Below are 20,149 nucleotides of genomic sequence, written 5' to 3'. Positions count from 1 at the left end.
GGGCGGGCGGCGTGTTGGATGGGGGCGTGAGAGCTTCCCCCGGGGTCCGGCTGCTGCCGGGCCCTCCGCACCGCGACGACGTGCTGCTCGGCGCCGGCGGGCTGGCGGTCGGGCTGCTGCTGTGGTCCCTGGGGCTGTACTCCGGCGGCCCGACCGACTACCGGCCGCTGAGGGCCGGGTGGCTGGTGCTGGTGCCGCTGGTGGCGATGTCCGCGCTGGCGCTGCTACGGCGCAGCCGGCCGCGGTTCGCCCTGGCCGCCGGCACGCTCGCGGTGGCCCTGGACGCCTGGACCCGGGGCAATCTGGCCACCGTCGTCCTCTTCGCCGACCTGGTGTACGCGGCCGTGGTGTACGGGCCGCCGGCCACCGCGCGCCGGCTGCCGTTCTCCATGGCGATGGTCGCCGCCGCCCTGACCCTGGGGTATCTGGCCTGGTACCAGGACGCGGTGGCGTTGCTGGCGGGGCTGGTCACCGCCCTGATCACCTTCGTCCCGGCGATCAGCGGGGCGGTGGTGCGCAACCACCGGGAGGCCGCCGAGGCGGCGCGGCTGCGGGCCGAGCAGACCGCGCTGCTGGCCGAGATGGACCGGGTGCAGGCGGTCACCGCCGAACGGGCCCGGATGGCCCGGGAGCTGCACGACGTGGTGGCCGGCCATCTCTCCGCGATCGCCATCCACTCCACCGCCGCCCAGTCGCTGGACGACGAGCGCACCACCCGGGAGGCGCTGGGGGTGATCCGGGAGAACAGCGTGGCCGGGCTGGCGGAGATGCGCCGGCTGATCGGTCTGCTGCGGGACGGCGGCGGGGAGGGCGAGCAGCCGGCGGCGGCGCCCACGCTGGCCGGGCTGGAGGCGCTGGTCCGGCAGGCCGGGGCGAACGGGGCGGCGGGCGGTCTGACCGTACGGCTGGAGCATGACCCGGCGCCGGGGCCGCGGCTGCCCGCGCCGGTGGAGCTGGCCGCGTACCGGATCGTCCAGGAGTCGCTGACCAACGCGCTCAAGCACGCCGGGCCCGGGCAGGTGGTGGTCTCGCTGGCCGCCTCGGAGCGGGGGCTGGTGGTGGAGGTGGTCAGCCCGCGCGGGGAGCGGCCGGGGCCGCGCGCCCCGGGGTCGGGCGCCGGGCTGATCGGGATGCGTGAGCGGGTCGCGCTGCTGGGCGGGGTGTTCGAGGCGGGCCCGGTGGAGGATCCGGGGAGCGGGGCGCAAGCGTGGCGGGTACGGGCGGAGCTGCCCGTCGCCGAGGAGGACAGGGAGCCGGAGGCGTGAGTACGGAGGAGCGGGGCGCGGGCCCCCGGGGCGCGGAGGCGGCGCCGGTGCGGGTGCTGGTGGCCGAGGACCAGAGCGCGGTACGGGCCGGGCTGGTGCTGATCCTGGGCAGCGCCCCGGACATCGAGGTGGTCGGGGAGGCGGGGGACGGCGAGCAGGCGGTCCGGCTGGCCCGGGAGCTGCGGCCCGACCTGGTGCTGATGGATGTGCAGATGCCCCGGCTGGACGGGGTGTCGGCGACCCGTCAGGTGGTCGCCGAGGGGCTGGCGGACGTGCTGGTGCTGACCACCTTCGACCTGGACGAGTACGTCTTCGGGGCGCTGCGCGCGGGGGCGGCGGGCTTTCTGCTGAAGAACGCCGACGCCCGGGACCTGCTGGAGGCGGTACGGACGGTGGCGCGCGGTGAGGGCCTGATCGCCCCGGCGGTGACCCGCCGGCTGATCGCCGAGTTCGCCGCGCCGAGCCGGCCGCCGCGCGGGGCCACGGGCACCGATCCGGCGGTGCTGGACGCGTTGACCCGGCGGGAGCGGGAGGTGCTGTCCTGCCTCGGCGAGGGGCTGTCCAACGCGGAGATCGCCGTACGCCTGGAGATGGCGGAGGCCACGGTGAAGACCCATGTGAGCCGGCTGCTGGCCAAGCTGGAGCTGCGCAGCCGGGTGCAAGCGGCGGTGCTGGCCCAGGAGTTGGGCGTCTGACCGCGGACCCCCGGTCACCGCTCCCCGGACCGTCCGGACACCCGTCCCCGTACCCTCCGGGCACCTTCCCCAGGACCGTCCGGACACCCCTCCCCCGACCGCCCGGACACCCGTCCCCCGGCCGTCCGGGCGCCCTCCCCCGGACCATCCAAGCAGCTTTCCTTTGGTCTGGACCTATTGACGATTGGTCCAGACCTTCCTACGCTCACGGCGCGCACTCCCACCACGGACCACGGACCCCCACCCTGTCCGTCCGCATCTTGAGGAGCACCGTTGAGCACTCAAGCACGACCGCGCACCAGCAGATTCCGGGCCCGAGCCACGGCCGGACTCACCGCGCTGCTGCTCCCGCTGGCCGCCATGGTCGGCCTCGCCTCCCCCGCCCAGGCCGCCACCTCGGCCACCGCCACCTTCACCAAGACCTCCGACTGGGGCTCCGGCTTCGGCGGCTCCTGGACGGTGAAGAACACCGGCACCACCACGCTGTCCTCCTGGACCGTCGAGTGGGACTTCCCGGCCGGCACCAAGGTCACCTCCGCCTGGGACGCCACCGTCACCAACAGCGGCAACCACTGGACCGCCAAGAACGTCGGCTGGAACGGGACCGTCGCCCCGGGCGCCTCCGTCTCCTTCGGCTTCAACGGCTCCGGTCCCGGCTCCCCGACCGGCTGCAAGCTGAACGGCGGCTCCTGCGACGGCGGGCCCCAGGTCCCCGGCGACAACCCGCCCAGCGCCCCCGGCGCACTCTCCGCCTCCGCCATCACCGACACCTCGGTGAAGCTCTCCTGGGGCGCGGCCACCGACGACAACGGCGTCAAGAACTACGACGTGCTCCGGGACGGGGCCAAGGTCGCCACGGTCACCGGGCTGACGTACACCGACAGCGGGCTCACCGCCGGCACCGACTACTCGTACGCCGTGCAGGCCCGCGACTCCAAGGACCAGACCGGCCCGGTCGGCGCCTCCGTCAAGGTCCGCACCACCGGCGGCGGGACCGACCCGGGCGAGCCGGGCCCCGGCGGCAAGATCAACCTGGGCTACTTCACCAACTGGGGCGTCTACGGGCGCAACTACCACGTCAAGAACCTGGTGACCTCCGGCTCCGCGCAGAAGATCACCCACATCAACTACGCCTTCGGCAACGTGCAGAACGGCAAGTGCACCATCGGTGACGGCTTCGCCGACTACGAGAAGGCCTACACCGCCGACCAGTCGGTGGACGGCAAGGCCGACACCTGGGACCAGCCGCTGCGCGGCAGCTTCAACCAGTTGCGCAAGCTGAAGGCCCAGTACCCGCACATCAAGGTGCTGTGGTCGTTCGGCGGCTGGACCTGGTCCGGCGGCTTCGGCCAGGCCGCGCAGAACCCGGCCGCCTTCGCCCAGTCCTGCTACGACCTGGTGGAGGACCCGCGCTGGGCCGATGTCTTCGACGGCATCGACCTGGACTGGGAGTACCCCAACGCCTGCGGTCTGACCTGCGACACCAGCGGCCCGGCCGCCTTCAAGAACATGATGCAGGCGATGCGCGCCAAGTTCGGCGCCAACAACCTGGTCACCGCGGCCGTCACGGCCGACGGCACCGACGGCGGCAAGATCGACGCGGCCGACTACGGCGGCGCCGCCCAGTACCTCGACTGGTACAACGTGATGACCTACGACTTCTTCGGCGCCTGGGCGGCCAAGGGCCCGACGGCCCCGCACTCGCCGCTGACCTCGTACCCGGGCATCCCGCAGCAGGGCTTCACCTCCGCCGACGCGATCGCCAAGTTCAGGTCGAAGGGCGTGCCCGCCTCCAAGCTGCTGCTCGGCATCGGCTTCTACGGCCGCGGCTGGACCGGCGTCACCCAGAAGGAGCCGGGCGGCACCGCCACCGGACCGGCCGCCGGCACCTATGAGCAGGGCATCGAGGACTACAAGGTCCTCAAGACCTCCTGCCCGGCCAACGGCACCATCGCCGGTACCGCGTACGCGCACTGCGGCACCAACTGGTGGAGCTACGACACCCCGGCGACCGTCACCTCCAAGATGGCCTGGGCCAAGAGCCAGGGCCTGGGAGGCGCGTTCTTCTGGGAGTTCAGCGGTGACACCGCCAACGGCGAACTGGTCTCCGCGATCAGCGGCGGCCTGAAGTGACCCTGGGCGCCTGACGGACCCGGCGGTCCGGGGCGGGGCCGGTGTCAGCGGACACCGGTTCCTCCCGGGCCGCCTTCCGGCGTACGGCGCGGTGTCGCTCCCCCATGGCGGCCCCCGCCCGCCCGGGCGGCCGTCGCCCGCGCCGACGCCAACGCGGCCGCACCCGAAGTGGGTGCGGCCGCGCCACTGTCAGCAACTCAAGCGACGTTCACTCTCCCCCAGACTCCGTCCGGGGGGACCCCCAGTCAGGGGGTGGACGCCTCACGCCACATTGACCCTCTGGCCGGGCGGTGCCGCCTCCAGCCAGGCGAGGAAGCCGGTGAGGGCGTCCTCGCTCATCGCCAGCTCCACATGGTGGCCGTGGTGCAGGCAGCCCAGCACCACCGAGTCCGACAGCAGCGCCAGCTCCTCCTCGCCCTCGGGCATCCGGCGGGCCAGCACCTCGATGCCGGAGCGCTCCAGCGTCCGGCGCGGACGGGGGGCGTAGGAGAAGATCCGGAACCAGGCCACCCGGTCGCCGCCGTAGCGGGCCACGCCGTACACCCAGCCCTTGCCGGAGGGCCCGGTGCCCGGCGGCAGCTCGGCCGGCTCGGGCACCTGCCAGCGCAGACTGCAGTCGAAGGTGCCGCCGGAGCGCTGGATCAGCCGCCTGCGCAGTCCGAAGACGAAGAGCCCGATCACCACCAGCGCGACGACCAGGGCGCTCACCAGCAGAGCGAGGGACATCTCCACCGACCTCCTCGCTCACATCTCGTAGCGGACCGCGTTACACCTGCATACAACCTGCGTACACCTGCATCGACCTCAGCCGCGGTGCGGTCCGGATGATTCCAGACCGCACCGCGGCTGAGGGCACAACCAGTCGGTGACGGGGCTAGTGCGCCGACACCGCGCGCAGCCGGACGTCGGCGCGCCGCTCGGCGGCGGCGTCCGAGTCGGACTTGGCGCGCTCCAGCGCGCGCTCGGCGCGCTGGGTGTCGATCTCGTCCGCCAGCTCCGCGATCTCGGCGAGCAGCGAGAGCTTGTTGTCGGCGAACGAGAGGAAACCGCCGTGGACGGCGGCGACGACGGTCCCGCCGTCACTCGTACGGATGGTCACCGGGCCCGACTCCAGCACACCCAGCAGCGGCTGGTGGCCGGGCATGACGCCGATGTCGCCGGAGGTGGTGCGCGCGATGACCAGGGTGGCCTCGCCGGACCAGACACTCCGGTCCGCGGCGACCAGCTCGACGTGCAGCTCAGCGGCCAAGGGTGGCTCCTCGGGTCTCCACCCGGCCGTCCGGCCGGGTGTCATTCGTCAGTCTAGTGGGGCGCCGGACGCCTGCGGCGCCGGGCTCCGGGTGAAGCGGGGTCGAGCGGGGTCGAACAGGGTGGCCGGGAGTGGACGAGGGGGGCGGGGCGAGCCCCGCCCCCCTCGCTTCACGGCTGGAGCCTCTTACGAGACGCCGAGCTCCTTGGCGTTCTTCTTGAGGTCCTCAAGACCACCGCACATGAAGAAGGCCTGCTCGGGGAAGTGGTCGTACTCGCCGTCGCAGATCGCGTTGAACGCGGCGATCGACTCGTCCAGCGGCACGTCCGAGCCGTCCACGCCGGTGAACTGCTTGGCGGCGTGGGTGTTCTGGGACAGGAAGCGCTCCACCCGGCGGGCACGGTGGACGACGAGCTTGTCCTCCTCGCCGAGCTCGTCGATACCGAGGATCGCGATGATGTCCTGGAGGTCCTTGTACTTCTGCAGGATCCCCTTGACGCGGCTGGCCGCGGCGTAGTGCTCCTGCGTGATGTAACGCGGGTCCAGGATCCGGGACGTGGAGTCCAGCGGGTCCACGGCCGGGTAGATGCCCTTCTCCGAGATCGGACGGGAGAGCACCGTCGTCGCGTCGAGGTGGGCGAAGGTGGTGGCCGGGGCCGGGTCGGTCAGGTCGTCCGCGGGGACGTAGATCGCCTGCATCGAGGTGATCGAGTGACCGCGGGTCGAGGTGATGCGCTCCTGCAGGAGGCCCATCTCGTCCGCCAGGTTCGGCTGGTAGCCCACCGCGGACGGCATGCGGCCGAGCAGGGTGGACACCTCGGAACCGGCCTGGGTGAACCGGAAGATGTTGTCGATGAAGAAGAGCACGTCCTGCTTCTGCACATCGCGGAAGTACTCCGCCATGGTCAGACCGGCCAGGGCGACCCGCAGACGGGTGCCCGGGGGCTCGTCCATCTGGCCGAAGACCAGCGCGGTCTTGTCGAGGACGCCGGCCTCGTCCATCTCGACCATGAGGTCGTTGCCCTCACGGGTGCGCTCACCGACGCCCGCGAAGACCGACACACCGTCGTGCAGCTTCGCCACACGCACGATCATTTCCTGGATCAGCACGGTCTTGCCGACACCGGCGCCACCGAACAGGCCGATCTTTCCACCCTTGACGTACGGGGTGAGGAGGTCGACGACCTTCAGACCGGTCTCGAACATCTCGGTCTTCGACTCGAGCTGGTCGAAGGCCGGGGCCTTGCGGTGGATCGCCCAGCGCTCGGCGTCGGCGACCGTGGACGCCTCGTCGTTGAGCACCTCGCCCAGGGTGTTGAACACCCGGCCCTTGGTGATGTCACCGACGGGCACGGTGATGCCGGTGCCGGTGTCGCGCACCGAGGCCTGGCGGACCAGGCCGTCGGTGGGCTGCATCGAGATGGTGCGGACCAGGCCGTCACCCAGGTGCTGGGCGACCTCCAGGGTCAGCGTCTTGGTCGCGCCGGGGGTCGCCGGGTCCGGGACCTCGACCTTCAGCGCGTTGTAGATCTCCGGCATCGCGTCGACGGGGAACTCCACGTCGACGACCGGGCCGATGACCCGGGCGACGCGGCCCGTGGCGGCGGCCGTCTCAACTGTCGTCGTCATTACCTGTCACTCCCCGCGGCGTCGGCGAGGGCTGCGGAGCCACCGACGATCTCGCTGATTTCCTGGGTGATTTCGGCCTGGCGGGCCGCGTTGGCGAGCCGGGAGAGGTCGTTGACCAGCTCTCCGGCGTTGTCCGTCGCCGACTTCATCGCACGTCGCCGGGCGGCGTGCTCGGAAGCGGCGGCCTGGAGCAGGGCGTTGTAGATGCGGCTCTCGACGTACCGCGGCAGCAGGGCGTCCAGGACGTCCTCGGCCGACGGCTCGAACTCGAACAGCGGAAGGATCTCGCCCTTGGAGCCGGACTCCTCCGCCTTCTCGTCGATGCTGAGCGGCAGCATCCGGTTCTGCACGGGCGTCTGGGTCATCATCGAGACGAACTCGGTGAAGACGATGTGGAGCTCGTCCACCCCGCCCTCGGCCGTGTCCTTGACCACGGCCTCGATGAGCGGCGCGGCGACCCGCTTGGCGTCCGCGTAGTCCGGGCGGTCGGTGAAGCCGGTCCACGAGTCCGCGATCTTGCGCTCGCGGAAGCCGTAGTAGGCGACACCCTTGCGGCCGACGATGTAGGTGTCGACCTCCTTGCCCTCACCGCGCAGCCGCTCGGACAGCTGGTCCGCGGCCTTGATGGCGTTGGCCGAGTAGCCGCCCGCCAGACCGCGGTCGCTCGTGAGGAGCAGCACCGCGGCCCGGGCCGGGTTGTCCTTCTCGGTGGTCAGCGGGTGCGTGGTGTTCGACCCGGTGGCCACCGCCGTGACCGCGCGGGTGAGCTCGGTCGCGTACGGCGTGGAGGCCGCCACCTTGCGCTGCGCCTTGACGATGCGCGAGGCGGAGATCATCTCCATCGCCTTGGTGATCTTCTTGGTCGCCGTGATGGACTTGATACGACGCTTGTAGACCCGGAGCTGCGCTCCCATGAGTCAGGTCCCTTCCGTCGTCACTTCGAGACGTTGGCGGCGGCCGGGGCGTCCTCGGCCAGCAGCTTTCCGTCCGAGGTCTCGAACTGCTTCTTGAAGCCGGCGATGGCGTCGGACACCGAGGTCAGGGTGTCGTCGGACATCTTGCCGCCCTCGCGGATCGAGTCCATCAGGCCCTTGTGCTCGCGGTGCAGGTGCTCCAGCAGCTCGGCCTCGAAGCGGCGGATGTCGTTGACCGGGACGTCGTCCATCCGGCCGGTGGTGCCGGCCCACACGGAGACGACCTGGTTCTCGGTCGGCATCGGCTGGTACTGGGCCTGCTTCAGCAGCTCGACCATGCGCTTGCCGCGCTCCAGCGAGGCCTTGGAGGCCGCGTCCAGGTCGGAACCGAAGGCGGCGAACGCCTCCAGCTCACGGAACTGGGCGAGGTCCACGCGGAGCCGGCCGGAGACCTGCTTCATGGCCTTGTGCTGGGCGGAGCCACCGACGCGGGAGACCGAGATACCGACGTTCAGGGCCGGGCGCTGGCCGGCGTTGAACAGGTCGGACTCCAGGAAGCACTGGCCGTCGGTGATGGAGATGACGTTGGTCGGGATGAACGCCGAGACGTCGTTGGCCTTGGTCTCGACGATCGGCAGACCGGTCATCGACCCCTTGCCCATGTCGTCGGAGAGCTTGGCGCAGCGCTCCAGCAGACGGGAGTGCAGGTAGAAGACGTCACCCGGGTACGCCTCGCGGCCCGGCGGGCGGCGCAGCAGCAGGGAGACGGCACGGTAGGCGTCGGCCTGCTTCGACAGGTCGTCGAAGACGATCAGGACGTGCTTGCCCTGGTACATCCAGTGCTGGCCGATGGCCGAACCGGTGTACGGCGCCAGGTACTTGAAGCCGGCCGGGTCGGACGCCGGGGCGGCGACGATGGTGGTGTACTCCAGCGCGCCGGCGTCCTCCAGGGCACCGCGCACGGAGGCGATGGTGGAGCCCTTCTGGCCGATGGCGACGTAGATGCAGCGGACCTGCTTCTCCGGGTCGCCCGAGCGCCAGTTGTCGCGCTGGTTGATGATCGTGTCGACGGCGAGGGCGGTCTTGCCGGTCTGCCGGTCGCCGATGATCAGCTGGCGCTGACCGCGGCCGATCGGGGTCATGGCGTCGACGGCCTTGTAGCCGGTCTCCATCGGCTCGTGCACCGACTTGCGCTGCATGACCGTGGGGGCCTGCAGTTCGAGGGCGCGGCGGCCCTCGGTCGCGATCTCGCCGAGGCCGTCGATCGGGTTGCCGAGCGGGTCGACGACGCGACCCAGGTAGCCCTCGCCGACGGCGACGGACAGGACCTCGCCGGTGCGGGTGACCGACTGGCCCTCCTCGATGCCGCTGAACTCACCGAGGACGATGGCACCGATCTCGCGCTCCTCAAGGTTGAGGGCGAGGCCGAGGGTGCCGTCCTCGAACTTCAGCAGCTCGTTCGCCATGGCGGAGGGCAGGCCCTCCACCTTCGCGATGCCGTCGCCGGCCAGGCTGACCGTTCCGACCTCCTCGCGCGAGGCCGCGTCCGGCTTGTACGACTGGACGAAGTTCTCCAGTGCGTCCCGGATCTCCTCCGGCCGGATCGTGAGCTCCGCCATCTGGGTTCCCTGCTCTCCTTGTTGGGCCCGAAGTCTTCATGGGGGTCTGGGGCTGTGCTGCCCGGTGCGGCTGGCGCCGCGGGCCCCCAGAGCTTCTGCATCCTGTGCACGGCCCAACCGGGCCGTCGGTACTGCTTCGGTACTGCTTGCTTCTGTACGCGTTGCTTGTGTGCGGCCGGCGTCAGCCGGCCAGGCGCCGTTCCGCCTCGCCGAGGCGGCTGACGACGCTGCCGTCGATCAGCTCGTCGCCCACCCGCACCTGGATCCCGCCGAGGACCGTGGGGTCCACGTCGAGGTTGAGGTGCATCCGGCGGCCGTACAGCGTGGCCAGGGCGGCACCGAGGCGCTGCTTCTGCCCGTCGCTGAGCGGCACGGCCGAGGTGACGACCGCGACCATCCGGTCCCGCCGGGCGGCGGCGAGCTTGGACAGGGACTCCAGTCCCGCTTCCAGGCTACGTCCCCGCGGCGCGGTGACCAGACGGGCGACCAGCCGCTCGGTGACCGGGTTGGCCCGGCCGCCCAGCAGGCTGCGCACCAGCGCGGACTTGGCGGAGGCGGTGGCGGCCTTGTCGGTCAGCGCGGAGCGCAGCTCCTTGTTCGCGCCGACGATCCGGCCGAACCGGAACAGCTCGTCCTCCACGTCGTCCAGGGCGCCGGCCCGCTGCGCCGCGGTGAGGTCGGCGGTGTTCGCCAGCTCCTCGACCGCGTCGACCAGGTCGCGGGACCGCGACCAGCGGGCGCGGACCATGCCGGAGACCAGGTCGACGGTCGCGCCGCCCACCTGACCGCCGAGCAGCCGCCCGGCCAGCACGGCCTTGGCCTCGCCGGGCTGCGCCGGGTCGGTGAGGACCCGGCGCAGCGAGACCTCGCGGTCGAGCAGCGCGGTGACGGCGGCCAGTTCGCCCGCGATCCCCGCCGCGTCGACCGACGTGGCGTCGGTCAGCGCGTCGAGTCGCTCGCGTGCGGCGACCAGTGCCTCGCGGCTCGCTCCGTTCATCGGGCGGCCTCGGCCTTCTCCTCAAGCTCGTCGAGGAAACGGTCGATGGTGCGGCTCTGGCGGGCGTGGTCCTCCAGGGACTCGCCGACCAGCTTGCCGGCCAGGTCGGTGGCGAGCTTGCCCACGTCCTGACGGAGCGAGGTGGCCGCGGACTTGCGGTCCGCCGCGATCTGGGCGTGGCCGGCGGCGATGATCTCCTCGCGCTGGCGCTGACCCTCCGCGCGCATCTCGGCGATGATCGCGGTGCCCTGCTCGGTGGCCTCCTGGCGCAACCGGGCGGCCTCGTGGCGGGCCTCGGCGAGCTGGGCCTTGTACTGCTCCAGAACGCTCTCGGCCTCGGTCTTGGCGGCCTCGGCCTTCTCCATGCCGCCCTCGATCGCCTCGCGGCGCTCTTCCAGAACCTTGTTGATGTTCGGGAGGAGCTTCTTGGCGAGGACGCCGAAGACGATGGCAAAGGCGATGAGGCCGATGACGAGCTCGGGAATCGGCGGGAGGAGGGGGTTCTGGATCTCCTCGGACGCCAGCTGAACCAGGTGGCTCATGTCACTGCCTTTCGTCGAAAGGGAAAGTCCGACGAACCGGTCAGCTGGGGACCGGGTAGACGAACGGCATGACCAGACCGATCAGGGCGAGCGCCTCACAGAGCACGAAGCCCAGGATCTGGTTGGAGCGGATCAGGCCGGCCGCCTCGGGCTGACGGGCCAGGGCCTGGGTGCCGTTGCCGAAGATGATGCCGACGCCGACGCCGGGGCCGATGGCCGCGAGGCCGTAGCCGATCGCACCGAGGTTGCCCTGCATGTTGACGGCGGCGAGGGTGTCGAGAGCAGACATGCCGTTTCTTCCTTCTCTTTCACGGACCGGTGGTGGTTGGCCACCGGACGACAGGGGGTTTGAGGGACCTGCTGGGGATCAGTGGTGCTCGGCGAGAGCGCCCTGAATGTAGTTGCAGGCCAGGAGGACGAAGACGTAGGCCTGGAGCGCCTGGATGAACAGCTCGAAGACCGTCAGCAGGAGCACCATCACGAAGGACACCGACGCGTAGGCGATGCCGATGCCGTTGAGCAGGTACCAGCTGGCGATGGTGAAGATCAGCAGCAGGACGTGCCCGGCGAACATGTTGGCGAAGAGCCGCACCGCGTGGGTGAAGGGCCGGATCAGCAGGTTCGAGAAGAGCTCGATCAGCATGACCGCGGGGAGCACCGCGCCGAGCGACTTGTCGTAGCCGGCGATGTTCTTCCAGCCGCCGACGAAGCCGTGGCGCTTGAAGGTCAGGCTGACCCACATGATGTAGACGATCGCGGCCAGTCCGACCGGGAAGGCGATGACCGAGGTCACCGGGAACTGGGCGAGCGGGACGATCGACCAGATGTTCATGATCCAGATGAAGAAGAACATCGAGACCATGATCGGGACGTACTTCTCGCCCTCGCGCTTGCCGAGGGTCTCGTAGACGACGCCGCGGCGGATGAAGTCGTAGCCCGCCTCACCGACCATCTGGAGCTTGCCGGGGATCAGCTTCGGCTTGTTGAACGCCGCCCAGAAGAAGCCCACGACGACCAGCGTGCTCACCAGCGCCAGGAGCATCGGCTTGTTGAAGTCGATACCGCCGACGGTGAACAGCGGCTCGAAGACAAAGGAGTGCAGGCCGGGGGCCGGAAAGCCGCATCCGTCGAAGATGTGGCAGTCGACCTCGAAGGCGAGCACCTGCGTCGGGTCAGCACTCACCGCGGGCTCCTTCAGCATGGCGCATGGGTACGGCAACCTCGTTGTGTCGGCGCGGCGCACGGCCGCTGTTCGGCACTGGACTGGTGTTACGGATGTGGGGGCGGCGGTCAGGCATCGTGCCTCGCGCTGGGACAGGCGTCGGCTCGGATGCCCGCGCCCGCAGTGCCGCAGTTGGCACCGGACGATAGCAGTTCATCGAACGCGCCTTTATCCCGGCCCTACCCCGCACGGTGACGGCCCCGCCCCTCGGTCTTCCGGAAGGTCACGAGGCGGTGGTCCGCTCGCTCGAACGGCTCGATTCCGGTTCGACGTAGAGGGTCTTGGCCTTCATGTGCGCCACCGTCTGCGCGCCGATCCAGGTGAGGGTGGTCGCGATCAGGGAGAAGGCGAAGGCCCGCGGGTGGAACAGCGTGGTGTTCTTGAAGACGGCGAGAAAGACGAAGAGCAGCAGGATCTGCGTGGTGTAGAGCAGCAGCCCCATCGCCTGGAAGAGATGGGGCAGGGTCCTGGCGGTCCGCTGGAGCACCAGCAGCCCGCCGGCCATGAACAGCACCGTCACCACGGTCGCGACAACGCCGCCGATCGCCCCCTTGCCGCCGGCGACCACACCGCTCACGACGGCGGCGATCGCGCCGACGCCGAGGGTGGGTACGGCTGCGGACAGAAGGGTGCGTGCGTCGTTGGACGGCATGGCGGCATCTCCGCTTGCTTGGTGGGGGCAGGGTGTCGTCATGGACGAGCGTAGGCCCGGTCCGAGGCGTGTCTCGGGGCTGAGGAACCGTCGCACTACGGTCCTTCGGCTCTGTCGCCGGGTCTCGTGAACGGTATCACAAACTATTTGAATAGGTCTTTACCCATAAGGTGTGCTTACTCTCACACATGAGAGTGACCCTGCGCGTGTGTGCACGACAGGGCCGCGCTTTGTCTGGTAATGACCCCCGAAACGCGGTTTCGTCAGCCTCGCGTTCCGGCCTTCCGCCTTTCGTGCGTACCGGAGAGGGCGCTCAGTGCGGTCGCCCCGCTGACCCCCGCCGGGACCGGCTCGCGCTCCTCGCCGCCGTCCTCCGGCGCCTGGTAGGCGTACGGAGGCAGTTCGCCGGCCTCCGTGGCGGCCGGCCGGCGGCGCCGGCGCCGGTAGCGCGGCGGGACGAAGGACTCCGCCCAGCGCGGGGCGCGCGGGGTGAACCGCGGCAGGAGCAGCAGCACCAGGCCGATGGCGCTCAGCGCCACGATCGCCAGCACGATCCACATGGACGCCGAGTGGACCGAGTACGACAGCGTCCCGAAGGCGATCAGCGCCGACCAGAAGTACATGATCAGCACCGAGCGGCTGTGCGAGTGGCCGATCTCCAGCAGCCGGTGGTGCAGATGGCCCCGGTCGGCCGCGAACGGCGACTGCCCGTTCCAGGTGCGGCGCACGATCGCCAGCACCAGGTCGGCCATCGGGATCGCGATGATGGTCAGCGGCAGCAGCAGCGGGATGAAGACCGGCAGCGCCGCGTGGGTGGCCTCCCGGGTCGACCCCTCGAAGATCTTCAGGGTGTCCGGGTCCACCTGGCCGGTGATGGAGATCGCGGAGGCGGCCAGGATCAGGCCGATCAGCATCGAGCCGGAGTCGCCCATGAAGATCCGCGCGGGGTGCATGTTGTGCGGCAGGAAGCCCAGGCACATGCCCATCAGGATGGCCGCGAACATGGTCGCCGGGGCGGCCGCCTCGATGCCGTAGCTGTACCAGAGGCGGTAGGCGTACAGGAAGAACGCGCAGGCCGCGATGCACACCATCCCCGAGGCCAGCCCGTCCAGGCCGTCCACGAAGTTCACCGCGTTGATGGTGATCACCACCAGCGCCACCGTCAGCAGGGTGCCCTGCCACTGGGTCAGCGCCACCGTGCCGATACCCGGGATCGGCAGCCACAGGATGGTGAGGCCCTGCATCACCATGACGCCCGCGGCGATCATCTGGCCGCCCAGTTTGATCAGCGCGTCGATCTCGAACTTGTCGTCCAGCACCCCGATCAGCCAGATCAGCGCGGCGCCCGAGAGCAGCGCCCGGGGCTCGTTGGACAGCTCGAAGACACTGCTGAGGTTGGCCAGGTGGTCGGCGGTCAGCAGCCCCGCGCAGAGCCCGAAGAACATCGCGATCCCGCCGAGTCTCGGCGTCGGCTCGCGGTGCACGTCCCGGGCGCGGATCTCCGGCATCGCGCCGACCGCGATGGCGAACTTCCGCACCGGACCGGTCAGCAGATAGGTCACCGCGGCCGTGACGCAGAGCGTCAGCAGGTAATCACGCACGGGCTGCCCCACAAGTCTCGCCGGCCATCTCAGCCCCACACCCTAGTCCTGCCACCCCACAGGGAAGGACACCCAGGTACGGCGGACGGTTGCGGCACCGGCCACGGCAGGCCGCGTGGCTACGGCGGCAAGGCCTGCGCGTACGCCCCGCAAGGCCGCGCGGCTACGGCGGAGGCATGTCCGCGCGGATCCCCGGGAAGCGCGGGAAGGCCGTCGCCAGCTCCCGTACCCGGCCGCGCAGCCGCCCGGCCGCCTCCGGGTGCGGGCCCTCGGCCAGCGCCAGGGCGCACAGCTCGGCGATGTGGTCCATCTCCCCCGGGCCCATGCCCTGGGTGGTCACCGCGGCGGTGCCCAGCCGCAGCCCGCGCCGCCCGTCCCCGTACGGCAGCGCGCAGCTGTCCAGCACGATCCCGGCCGCCGCCAGCCGGGCCTTGGCCGCCCGCCCGTCCAGCCTCAGCGGCGCCGGGTCGGCGACGATCAGATGGGTGTCCGTGCCCCCGGTGACGATCCCGGCGCCCCGCTCGGCGAGCGCCCCGGCCAGGGCCCGGGCGTTCATCACCACCCGCCCGGTGTACTCGGCGAAGTCCGCCTCCGCCGCCTCCCCGAAGGCCACCGCCTTCGCCGCGATGCTGTGCATCTGGGCGCCGCTCTGGGTGAACGGGAACACCGCCCGGTCGATCCGCTCGGCCGGCTCCGCGCCGCACAGCAGCATCCCGCCGCGCGGCCCGCGCAGCACCTTGTGGGTGGTGGCGCACACCACGTCCGCGTACGGCACCGGGCTGGGCGCCGCCCCGCCCGCCACCAGCCCGATCGGATGGGCGGCGTCCACGATCAGACAGGCGCCGCACTCGTCGGCGATCTCCCGGAAGGCCGCGTAGTCGGGATGGCGCGGATAGCTGATCGACCCGCAGACGACGGCCCGCGGCCGCACCCGGCGGGCCAGGTCGCGCAACTGGTCGTAGTCGATCAGTCCGGTGGCCGGATCGGTGCGGTACGCGGTGAAGCCGAAGCAGCGGCCGGAGAGATTGGCCGGTGAGCCATGGGTGAGGTGCCCGCCGTACGCGAGGCCCAGCGCCAGCACCGCGTCCCCGGGCCTCAGCAGCGCCGCGTACGCCGCCAGCACGGCCGAGGAGCCGGAGTGCGGCTGGACGTTGGCGTGCTCGGCGCCGAACAGCGCGCAGGCGCGGCGTACCGCGATCCGCTCGGCCTCGTCGGCCGCCTCGCAGCCGCCGTGGTGCCGGGCGTCCGGGTAGCCCTCGGCGTACTTGTTCGCCAGCGGGGAGGCGAGCGCGGCCAGCACGGCGGGGGAGGTGAAGTTCTCGGCGGCGACCAGTTGCAGGCCCTCCGCCTGCCGCCGCTCCTCGGCGGCGAGCACGGCCGCCAGCTCGGGGTCCTGGCGGCCCAGGGCGCCTGCCGAGGGCCCGTACGCCGGCTCGCGGGGCGCTCGGGGCCCCGCGGTGCCCGGCTGGGCGGTGGCGCCCGCGTCGGCGGCGGCGGTCGGCATGGTGGCTCCAGGCGGCTGTGCGTGGCCCGTATGCCCAATGTAGGCCGGGGGCGCGGCGGCGGCGCGCTGGAGCGGGGCCGGAGATCCGGCTCAGTGCCGGGTGGGTACGCCGGTGAGCGCGGTGACCACCGGGTCCAGGGCCTGGTTGATCTCGTCGCCGACCGAGCGGAAGTAGGTGATCGGCGCCCCGTAGGGGTCGTTGACCTCGTCCGCCTCGGCGCTCGGCGCCAGCAGCCAGCCGCGCAGCGCGGCGGCGGCCCGTACCAGCGCCCGGGCCCGCTCCACCATGCCCTCCTGCCGGGGGTCCGGCAGGGTCGCCGGGTCTATCGCCCGTACCAGCCGGGTGAACTCCTTCAGCGTGAAGGTGCGCAGCCCCGCCGAGTGGCCCATGGAGATGACCTGCGCCCGGTGGTCGCGGGTGGCGGTGAGCACCAGGTCGGCGCGGATGACGTGCTCGTCCAGCAGCTCGCGGCCGGTGAAGCCGCTGGCGTCGGCGCCGAAGTCGGCGAGCACCGCCTCGGCGTTGGCCTCCATCGGGGCGCCCTCATGGCCCCAGGTGCCCGCGCTCTCCACGATCAGCCCGCCCGCGGTGTCCCCGTTGGGGCTCCCGAGCCGGTGGACCAGGGCATGGCGGGTCAGCCGCTCGGTGATCGGCGAGCGGCAGACGTTGCCGGTGCTGACGTGGAGGATGCGGAACACTTCGGTGCCTATGCCACGCCCCTCAGGGGCGGTCAACTGGCCACCTCGAGGTCGGGTACCACCTTGCGCAGCTCGTCGGCGTCGATGGCGCCGGCCCGCAGCAGCACCGGGTGCTCCCCGGTGACGTCCACGATGGAGGACGGCACGATGCCGGGCGTCGGCCCGCCGTCCAGGTACACCGACACCGAGTCGCCCAGCATGTTCTGCGCGGCGTCGCAGTCCTCCGGGGAGGGGTGGCCGGTGAGGTTGGCCGAGGAGACGGCCATCGGGCCGACCTCGGTGAGCAGTTCGATGGCCACCGGGTGCAGCGGCATCCGGATGGCGACGGTGCCGCGGGTGTCGCCCAGGTCCCACTGGAGGGACGGCTGGTGGCGGGCGACCAGGGTGAGCGCGCCCGGCCAGAAGGCGTCCACCAGCTCCCAGGCCTGCTCGGTGAAGTCGGTGACCAGGCCGTGCAGGGTGTTCGGCGAGCCGATGAGCACCGGGGTGGGCATGGAGCGGCCGCGCCCCTTGGCCGCCAGCAGGTCCGCCACGGCCTCCGAGCCGAAGGCGTCCGCGCCGATGCCGTACACCGTGTCGGTGGGCAGCACCACGAGCTCCCCGCGGCGCACGGCGGACGCGGCCTCGCGCAGACCGGTCGTACGGTCCGTCGCGTCGTTGGTGTCGTAACGCCGTGCCATCAGCGGTGCCTGCTTTCTGTGGTCACTCGGTACGTCACGGCGTCGCCTTCCGGGCCGTGGCGAAGCGGGGGCGGTTGTTGAGGTCGGGGTGGTCGGCGGCGTCGGACCAGCCGGCGCCCTCGTGGAAGATCCAGGGGACCTGGCCGCCCTGGGTGTCGGCGTGCTCGACGACGACCAGGCCGCCGGGGCGCAGCAGCCGGTGGGCGGTGCGTTCGATGCCGCGGATGGTGTCCAGGCCGTCCTCGCCGGAGAAGAGGGCCATCTGCGGGTCGTGGTCGCGGGCCTCGGGGGCGACGTACTCCCACTCGGTGAGCGGGATGTACGGGGGGTTGGAGATCACCAGGTCGACCTGGCCGTCGAGTTCGGGCAGCGCGCTGAGCGCGTCGCCCTGGTGGACGGTGACCCGGGACCCCTCGGCGTTCTTCCGGGTCCACACCAGGGCGTCCTCGGACAGCTCCACGGCGTGCACCCGGGAGCGCGGCACCTCCTGGGCCATGGCCAGCGCGATGGCGCCGGAGCCGGAGCACAGGTCCACGATCAGCGGCTCGACCACGTCCATGGCGCGGACCGCGTCTATCGCCCAGCCGACGACCGACTCGGTCTCCGGCCGGGGCACGAAGACGCCGGGGCCGACCTGGAGCTCCAGATAGCGGAAGAAGGCGCGGCCGGTGATGTGCTGGAGCGGCTCGCGGGCCTCCCGGCGGGCGATGGCCTCCCAGTAGCGGGCGTCGAAGTCGCCGTCCTCGACCAGGTGCAGTTCGCCCCGCCTGACGCCGTGCACGAAGGAGGCGAGCTCCTCGGCGTCGAAGCGCGGCGAGGGCACGCCGGCGTCCGCCAGCCGCTGGGTGGCCTGGGCCACCTCGGCAAGCAGCAGGCTGCGGGGGCCTGGGGTGCGCCCCCCGGTGTGTGGCTGCACGCTGGTCCTCCGGATGGACTTCTCGGCGCGGGCGGGTGCGGGTCCGGTGCGCCGTCTTGCGGGCGGGCTTTACGCGGCGGCGAGCTTGGCGGCGGAGTCCGCGTCGACGCAGGCCTGGATCACGGCGGCGAGCTCGCCGTCGAGGACCTGGTCGAGGTTGTACGCCTTGAAGCCGACGCGGTGGTCGGAGATGCGGTTCTCCGGGAAGTTGTAGGTGCGGATCTTCTCGGAGCGGTCCACGGTGCGGACCTGGCTGCGCCGGGCGTCGGCGGCGTTGCGCTCGGCCTCCTCCTGGGCGGCGGCCAGCAGCCGGGAGCGCAGGATGCGCAGGGCCTGCTCCTTGTTCTGGAGCTGGCTCTTCTCGTTCTGGCAGGAGGCGACCACACCGGTGGGCAGGTGGGTGATGCGCACCGCGGAGTCGGTGGTGTTGACCGACTGGCCGCCGGGCCCGGACGAGCGGTACACGTCGATCCGCAGGTCGTTGGGGTTGATCTCGACGTCGATCTCCTCGGCCTCGGGCGTGACCAGCACACCGGCGGCGGAGGTGTGGATACGGCCCTGGGACTCGGTGGCGGGCACCCGCTGCACGCGGTGCACCCCGCCCTCGTACTTCAGCCGCGCCCACACGCCCTGCCCGGGCTCCTGCGACCCGCGGGCCTTCACCGCGACCTGGACGTCCTTGTAGCCGCCCAGCTCGGACTCGGTGGAGTCGATGATCTCGGTCTTCCAGCCCACGCGCTCGGCGTACCGCAGGTACATCCGGAGCAGGTCCCCGGCGAACAGGGCGGACTCGTCGCCGCCGGCGCCGGCCTTGATCTCCAGGATGACGTCCTTGTCGTCGCTGGGGTCGCGCGGGACCAGCAGCAGCCGCAGCCGGTCGGTGAGCTCCTCGCGCTGCTTCTCCAGCTCCTTGACCTCGGCGGCGAAGTCCGGGTCGTCGGCGGCGAGTTCCTTGGCGGTGGCGATGTCGTCACCGGTCCCCCGCCAGGCGCGGTACGCGGTGACGATCGGGGTCAGCTCGGCGTAGCGCTTGTTCAGCGTACGGGCGCGCCCCTGGTCGGCGTGGACCGCGGGGTCGGCGAGCGTCTTCTCGAGGTCGGCGTGTTCGCCGACGAGGTCCTCGACCGCCTCGAACATTCGGGGGCTCCTGGGGGTGTACGCGGTGGGGGCTGCGGGTGCTGTTCCGGCCCCGCCTGCGGGCTGCTGCGAGACGGCAAACGCCGGTTCCCGCCACCCCTGCCCGGGGCGGCCGGGAACCGGCGCTGTGACGGGCTACTTCGTGCCGGAAGCGGCCTTCTTGCCGAAGCGGGCCTCGAAGCGGGCCACACGGCCACCGGTGTCGAGGATCTTCTGCTTGCCCGTGTAGAACGGGTGGCACTCGGAGCAGACCTCGGCACGGATGGTGCCGTTGCCGATGGTGCTCCGGGTGGTGAACGACGCGCCGCAGGTGCAGCTGACCTGGGTCTCGACGTACTCGGGGTGGATGTCGCGCTTCAAGGTGTCTCCTAGGTTCGGGAGGGCGCCGGGTCGCAGGACGCGGGATGCGGATGCGTGAACCGGGGCCGACGTACCAGTCTGCCAGGACCGGCCGTATCTCCCAAAACCGGGGTGGGGGCGGATCTATTCCGGGCCGCGAGCGGGGCGGAAACCGGACGCGGACGGAGGCGGGATTCGGGCCGTGAGCGGGGCGGAAGCCGGGCCGTGAGCGGGGGCGGCAGTCGGCCGCGGACGGAGGCGGGGGCCGGGCCGCGAGCGGCGGCGGAAACCGGACGCGGACGGAGGCGGCAGCCGGGCCGCGGACGGAGCCGGGGGCGGGCCGCGAGCGGGGCGGA

Annotated in this window: 20 protein-coding genes; 3 read left to right on the top strand and 17 right to left on the bottom strand. The window is 71.5% G+C overall.

All coding sequences use genetic code 11. The features are described from left to right. The first annotated feature begins 26 nt into the window (after nt 1-26). The 3 genes from M1O15_RS08715 to M1O15_RS08705 all read left to right on the top strand — a co-directional run bounded on the left by M1O15_RS08715 (nt 27) and on the right by M1O15_RS08705 (nt 4,093). Nucleotides 27-1,265 carry a sensor histidine kinase gene (locus M1O15_RS08715; RefSeq protein ID WP_372499403.1) on the top strand — a complete coding sequence of 413 codons (1,239 nt, stop codon included), beginning with the start codon at nt 27-29 and terminating at the stop codon, nt 1,263-1,265. 47 nt (nt 1,266-1,312) lie between these two features. Further along, nucleotides 1,313-1,960: a response regulator gene (locus M1O15_RS08710; RefSeq protein WP_248632785.1), complete on the top strand. Its 648-nt coding sequence runs from the start codon at nt 1,313-1,315 to the stop codon at nt 1,958-1,960. Nucleotides 1,961-2,233: 273 nt separating this feature from the next. Next, on the top strand, nt 2,234-4,093 hold the full coding sequence (locus tag M1O15_RS08705; protein WP_372499402.1) for a glycosyl hydrolase family 18 protein: 1,860 nt from the start codon (nt 2,234-2,236) through the stop codon (nt 4,091-4,093). A 261-nt stretch (nt 4,094-4,354) separates the two neighbouring features. On the opposite strand, the gene M1O15_RS08700 is transcribed toward M1O15_RS08705, so the two are convergent. The 17 genes from M1O15_RS08700 to rpmE form a co-directional block, all read right to left on the bottom strand. Then, on the bottom strand, nt 4,355-4,819 hold the full coding sequence (locus M1O15_RS08700; RefSeq protein ID WP_248632689.1) for a DUF2550 domain-containing protein: 465 nt from the start codon (nt 4,817-4,819) through the stop codon (nt 4,355-4,357). Nucleotides 4,820-4,967: 148 nt separating this feature from the next. Continuing rightward, entirely contained in the window at nt 4,968-5,342 is a 375-nt protein-coding gene (locus M1O15_RS08695) for a F0F1 ATP synthase subunit epsilon (RefSeq protein WP_248632688.1), read from the bottom strand. Nucleotides 5,343-5,528: 186 nt separating this feature from the next. Then, the gene (atpD, locus tag M1O15_RS08690; protein ID WP_248632687.1) at nt 5,529-6,971 is read right to left on the bottom strand and encodes a F0F1 ATP synthase subunit beta; all 1,443 of its coding nucleotides are present in this window, start codon (nt 6,969-6,971) and stop codon (nt 5,529-5,531) included. Continuing rightward, nucleotides 6,971-7,885, bottom strand: coding sequence for a F0F1 ATP synthase subunit gamma (locus M1O15_RS08685; RefSeq protein ID WP_248632686.1), 915 nt, complete (start codon nt 7,883-7,885; stop codon nt 6,971-6,973). The genes atpD and M1O15_RS08685 overlap by 1 nt, the downstream gene beginning before the upstream one ends. Nucleotides 7,886-7,905: 20 nt before the next feature. Further along, nucleotides 7,906-9,504, bottom strand: coding sequence for a F0F1 ATP synthase subunit alpha (gene atpA, locus M1O15_RS08680; protein ID WP_248632685.1), 1,599 nt, complete (start codon nt 9,502-9,504; stop codon nt 7,906-7,908). Nucleotides 9,505-9,685: 181 nt separating this feature from the next. Beyond that, a complete protein-coding gene (locus M1O15_RS08675; protein WP_248632684.1) occupies nt 9,686-10,501 on the bottom strand; it encodes a F0F1 ATP synthase subunit delta in 816 nt (271 codons plus the stop codon). Further along, a complete protein-coding gene (locus tag M1O15_RS08670) occupies nt 10,498-11,043 on the bottom strand; it encodes a F0F1 ATP synthase subunit B (RefSeq protein WP_248632683.1) in 546 nt (181 codons plus the stop codon). The genes M1O15_RS08675 and M1O15_RS08670 overlap by 4 nt, the downstream gene beginning before the upstream one ends. 40 nt (nt 11,044-11,083) lie before the next feature. Beyond that, nucleotides 11,084-11,332: an ATP synthase F0 subunit C gene (atpE, locus tag M1O15_RS08665; RefSeq protein WP_248632682.1), complete on the bottom strand. Its 249-nt coding sequence runs from the start codon at nt 11,330-11,332 to the stop codon at nt 11,084-11,086. A gap of 78 nt (nt 11,333-11,410) precedes the next feature. After that, nucleotides 11,411-12,244, bottom strand: coding sequence for a F0F1 ATP synthase subunit A (gene atpB / locus M1O15_RS08660; RefSeq protein ID WP_248632681.1), 834 nt, complete (start codon nt 12,242-12,244; stop codon nt 11,411-11,413). A 244-nt stretch (nt 12,245-12,488) separates the two neighbouring features. Next, nucleotides 12,489-12,917 carry a Cg1360 family ATP-synthase-associated protein gene (locus tag M1O15_RS08655; protein ID WP_248632680.1) on the bottom strand — a complete coding sequence of 143 codons (429 nt, stop codon included), beginning with the start codon at nt 12,915-12,917 and terminating at the stop codon, nt 12,489-12,491. A 263-nt stretch (nt 12,918-13,180) separates the two neighbouring features. Beyond that, entirely contained in the window at nt 13,181-14,518 is a 1,338-nt protein-coding gene (locus M1O15_RS08650; RefSeq protein WP_248632679.1) for an MraY family glycosyltransferase, read from the bottom strand. 163 nt (nt 14,519-14,681) lie between these two features. Further along, nucleotides 14,682-16,022 (bottom strand): serine hydroxymethyltransferase, encoded by a 1,341-nt coding sequence (gene glyA, locus M1O15_RS08645; protein WP_248632678.1) that lies wholly within the window; start codon nt 16,020-16,022, stop codon nt 14,682-14,684. Between the two features lie 90 nt (nt 16,023-16,112). Beyond that, a complete protein-coding gene (locus M1O15_RS08640; protein ID WP_248632677.1) occupies nt 16,113-16,757 on the bottom strand; it encodes an arsenate reductase/protein-tyrosine-phosphatase family protein in 645 nt (214 codons plus the stop codon). Continuing rightward, nucleotides 16,754-17,401, bottom strand: coding sequence for an L-threonylcarbamoyladenylate synthase (locus tag M1O15_RS08635; protein ID WP_248632676.1), 648 nt, complete (start codon nt 17,399-17,401; stop codon nt 16,754-16,756). Before M1O15_RS08635 ends, M1O15_RS08640 begins: the two co-directional genes overlap by 4 nt. A 34-nt stretch (nt 17,402-17,435) precedes the next feature. Continuing rightward, nucleotides 17,436-18,317, bottom strand: a complete 882-nt coding sequence (gene prmC, locus M1O15_RS08630) for a peptide chain release factor N(5)-glutamine methyltransferase (RefSeq protein ID WP_248632675.1) — start codon at nt 18,315-18,317, stop codon at nt 17,436-17,438. Between the two features lie 69 nt (nt 18,318-18,386). Beyond that, nucleotides 18,387-19,454 carry a peptide chain release factor 1 gene (gene prfA / locus M1O15_RS08625; RefSeq protein ID WP_248632674.1) on the bottom strand — a complete coding sequence of 356 codons (1,068 nt, stop codon included), beginning with the start codon at nt 19,452-19,454 and terminating at the stop codon, nt 18,387-18,389. Between the two features lie 135 nt (nt 19,455-19,589). Then, nucleotides 19,590-19,814 (bottom strand): 50S ribosomal protein L31, encoded by a 225-nt coding sequence (gene rpmE, locus M1O15_RS08620; protein ID WP_248632673.1) that lies wholly within the window; start codon nt 19,812-19,814, stop codon nt 19,590-19,592. Between the last annotated feature and the right edge of the window lie 335 nt (nt 19,815-20,149).

Source organism: Streptomyces lichenis, assembly GCF_023218175.1.
GTDB lineage: Bacteria > Actinomycetota > Actinomycetes > Streptomycetales > Streptomycetaceae > Streptomyces > Streptomyces lichenis.
This window is presented reverse-complemented; position numbering and strand designations above follow the sequence as displayed.

What these genes read in the sequence shown, in the direction of transcription:
- M1O15_RS08700 (WP_248632689.1), bottom strand. Translation starts at nt 4,819, where the DNA reads ATGTCCCTCGCTCTGCTGGTGAGCGCCCTGGTCGTCGCGCTGGTGGTG.
- atpD (WP_248632687.1), bottom strand. Translation starts at nt 6,971, where the DNA reads ATGACGACGACAGTTGAGACGGCCGCCGCCACGGGCCGCGTCGCCCGG.
- M1O15_RS08685 (WP_248632686.1), bottom strand. Translation starts at nt 7,885, where the DNA reads ATGGGAGCGCAGCTCCGGGTCTACAAGCGTCGTATCAAGTCCATCACG.
- atpA (WP_248632685.1), bottom strand. Translation starts at nt 9,504, where the DNA reads ATGGCGGAGCTCACGATCCGGCCGGAGGAGATCCGGGACGCACTGGAG.
- M1O15_RS08675 (WP_248632684.1), bottom strand. Translation starts at nt 10,501, where the DNA reads ATGAACGGAGCGAGCCGCGAGGCACTGGTCGCCGCACGCGAGCGACTC.
- M1O15_RS08670 (WP_248632683.1), bottom strand. Translation starts at nt 11,043, where the DNA reads ATGAGCCACCTGGTTCAGCTGGCGTCCGAGGAGATCCAGAACCCCCTC.
- atpE (WP_248632682.1), bottom strand. Translation starts at nt 11,332, where the DNA reads ATGTCTGCTCTCGACACCCTCGCCGCCGTCAACATGCAGGGCAACCTC.
- atpB (WP_248632681.1), bottom strand. Translation starts at nt 12,244, where the DNA reads ATGCTGAAGGAGCCCGCGGTGAGTGCTGACCCGACGCAGGTGCTCGCC.
- M1O15_RS08655 (WP_248632680.1), bottom strand. Translation starts at nt 12,917, where the DNA reads ATGCCGTCCAACGACGCACGCACCCTTCTGTCCGCAGCCGTACCCACC.
- glyA (WP_248632678.1), bottom strand. Translation starts at nt 16,022, where the DNA reads ATGCCGACCGCCGCCGCCGACGCGGGCGCCACCGCCCAGCCGGGCACC.
- M1O15_RS08635 (WP_248632676.1), bottom strand. Translation starts at nt 17,401, where the DNA reads ATGGCACGGCGTTACGACACCAACGACGCGACGGACCGTACGACCGGT.
- prfA (WP_248632674.1), bottom strand. Translation starts at nt 19,454, where the DNA reads ATGTTCGAGGCGGTCGAGGACCTCGTCGGCGAACACGCCGACCTCGAG.